Origin of the sequence: Streptomyces sp. 8L (assembly GCF_020176795.1) — a bacterium.
Lineage (GTDB): Bacteria > Actinomycetota > Actinomycetes > Streptomycetales > Streptomycetaceae > Streptomyces.
Map to the genome: position 1 here is coordinate 1 of NZ_JAIUKE010000219.1, position 2,177 is coordinate 2,177.

Below are 2,177 nucleotides of genomic sequence, written 5' to 3' on the forward strand. Positions count from 1 at the left end.
CCCCCGCCCCCCGGGGCGCCCCCGCCCCCCGCCGCGGGGGGGCGGGGGGCCCCGCCCCCCCCCCGGCCCCCCCCGGGCCCCCCCGCCCCCGCCGCCCCCCCCCGGGGGGCCCTTCCCGCCGTCCGGGAGACGGCCGCCCCGGTGGCCGTCCCTGTGCCCGGCACATGGCCGTCCGGATGCGGGGTACGCGGACGGGCGAAGGTCCGAACAGGCCGGTAGTTCCGGGAGGATGAGGAGTCATGGCGGGTTTCGGCAGCAGCACCCGTACGCGCATGAGCCCCCGTTCGCGCGGCCGGATGGGGCCGCGGAACGGGCCGGACCGCGCGACGTTCGGGATCATCGGGCTGATCTGCGCGATCGCGGGATTCTTCGTACTCGGGATCGTGCTCGGCCCGGTCGCGCTGATCACCGGCTGGCTCTCCATGAACCGCCAGTGGTCCAACCGCCACATCCCGGCGGTGATCGCCGTGGTGCTGGGCGCCATCGACACGGTGCTGGCACTGATCAGCCTGGTCTGACCCGAGTGGGCGGCCGGGGGAGGAGCGGCGGGTTTCCGCCGTTCCTCCCCCTTCGCGTGGCCGCTCAGGCGCGCCCGTGGAGGTTGCTCTCCCGCAGGGCGCGCATCTGGATGAGGGTGAACTCCTGCTGCACCGCCGTCAGGTCGGCGTACACCGTGAGCACTTCGGCCTCCTCGTCGCTGCTGACGGAGCCGGGGACGGCGCGTCCGACGGAGGCGAAGATCTCCTCCAGCGGGAAGTGGGGGAACTCCCGGGCCAGCGCCTCCAGGCTGGCCCGCTTGGGCCCCCGCCCGGTGCCGCGCTTGCGGTGCACCCAGTGGTTGACGGTGGCGGGTGAGACGTCGATACGCCGTGCGATCTCGCTGTCGGTGACGCCGTAGTGCGCCTTGAGACGTACGAGGAGCTGTGCGAAATCGTCCGTGCCCGCCCCGGCCTTCGATGCCGGATGCCGTGCGGCGTTTCGGGCGGCGTTGTGCCCGGCGGCCGGTTCATCCGGTGGGGCGGTGGTCCGTTCGGCGGTCGGTTCAGCGTCTGCCACGAGCAACAGATTGCCTGGCGCCTTCTACTTTTCGCAACCAAAAGTAGAAGGCCGCGCCGTCGTGTCCCTCCTCGGCGCACCCTCGGTGTCCGCGTGATTCCTTACGGTGACGAACTGCGGTGTGACTCGTTGACACCCCTGTAACCGTAACTGTAGAAAAGTATCAGCACCTCGTCCGGAGGGCGTCCCGCAGGCTCACCGACCCGCATGAGGTACCCCGATGCCGAAAGTGCACCGCAAGGCGCACGGCCAGCCGTTGCGCGACGAAATGCGCCGTCAGGGGCTGTCAGGCCCCGGCCTCGCCGAGAAGACGAGGGAGGTCGACCCGACGGGGCGCGGGGTGAGCGCGGCGACGATCGGCCGCATCGCGGGCCGGGGGAGTACGGCGAGGGAGCGCTGCGAGCTGTCCACCGCGTGGCTGATCGCGGAGGTGCTGGACGCCCCGATCCACCGCCTGTTCAGCCTGCCTCCGCCCTTTCCCGGGGACGGGTAGGCGCAGGCAGGTCATGGATATGCCAATGGCATATGTGTAACAGATTGCTGGTTTCGGCCCGCGGAAATAGATTAATGAATAGAGTGGAGCCGCCGTGAGGCGTGTCCTCGCCTCCGGGTGATGGTTCACGCCGGAGGGCCTGCCTCCGGATGCCCCCGGAAACAGGCCCTGTCGAGGCGGTTCACGAGCCCGGTCGAGTTCACGCCGACCGGCCCCACCGCTGTGCGCGGCGGCCTTCGGCCCCGACGGGTCCGTGTGCAGCCGTCTTATCGGACGAACTGCTCCACCGTGGCGATGACCGCGACAAGCAAGCCGAGCGCTGTCAGCGCGACCGACCATTTCTCGGGTCCGGTCCAACGCCTCCGCGGCTGCTCTGCCCCGTCGAGGTCCTCCACGCCCGCTCCTTTCCCTCAAGGCACCCCGGGCGATTGCCAGGGGCCCTCACCGCCTCCGGCTCGCGGACCGCGGTGAAGCCTTCGTTGATCTCAAGGAGTCAGACCCGATCAGCATACCGGCGGGGGCGTGGCCGCACGGCTCGTTCAAGTCGCCGGGCGTGAGCCGTGGTTGCACACGAACCCGCCCGCGCGCCCCCGGTGCGCCCCAGGGCGGGGCCGGCGCCCACCGGCAC

Annotated in this window: 4 protein-coding genes; 2 read left to right on the top strand and 2 right to left on the bottom strand. The window is 71.3% G+C overall.

Annotation, left to right across the window (positions count from 1 at the left end):
* The first annotated feature begins 239 nt into the window (after nt 1-239).
* A complete protein-coding gene (locus LCE31_RS19315; protein ID WP_225015816.1) occupies nt 240-518 on the top strand; it encodes a small hydrophobic protein in 279 nt (92 codons plus the stop codon).
* 64 nt (nt 519-582) lie between these two features.
* On the opposite strand, the gene LCE31_RS19320 is transcribed toward LCE31_RS19315, so the two are convergent.
* The gene (locus LCE31_RS19320; RefSeq protein ID WP_225015818.1) at nt 583-1,056 is read right to left on the bottom strand and encodes a helix-turn-helix domain-containing protein; all 474 of its coding nucleotides are present in this window, start codon (nt 1,054-1,056) and stop codon (nt 583-585) included.
* 220 nt (nt 1,057-1,276) lie between these two features.
* On the opposite strand from LCE31_RS19320, the gene LCE31_RS19325 reads away from it, so the two are divergent.
* On the top strand, nt 1,277-1,549 hold the full coding sequence (locus tag LCE31_RS19325) for an XRE family transcriptional regulator (protein WP_225015819.1): 273 nt from the start codon (nt 1,277-1,279) through the stop codon (nt 1,547-1,549).
* Nucleotides 1,550-1,815: 266 nt separating this feature from the next.
* Here the strand turns inward: LCE31_RS19325 and LCE31_RS40465 are convergent, their stop codons facing one another.
* Complete coding sequence (locus tag LCE31_RS40465) at nt 1,816-1,944, bottom strand: hypothetical protein (RefSeq protein ID WP_263632041.1); 129 nt, start codon at nt 1,942-1,944, stop codon at nt 1,816-1,818.
* Between the last annotated feature and the right edge of the window lie 233 nt (nt 1,945-2,177).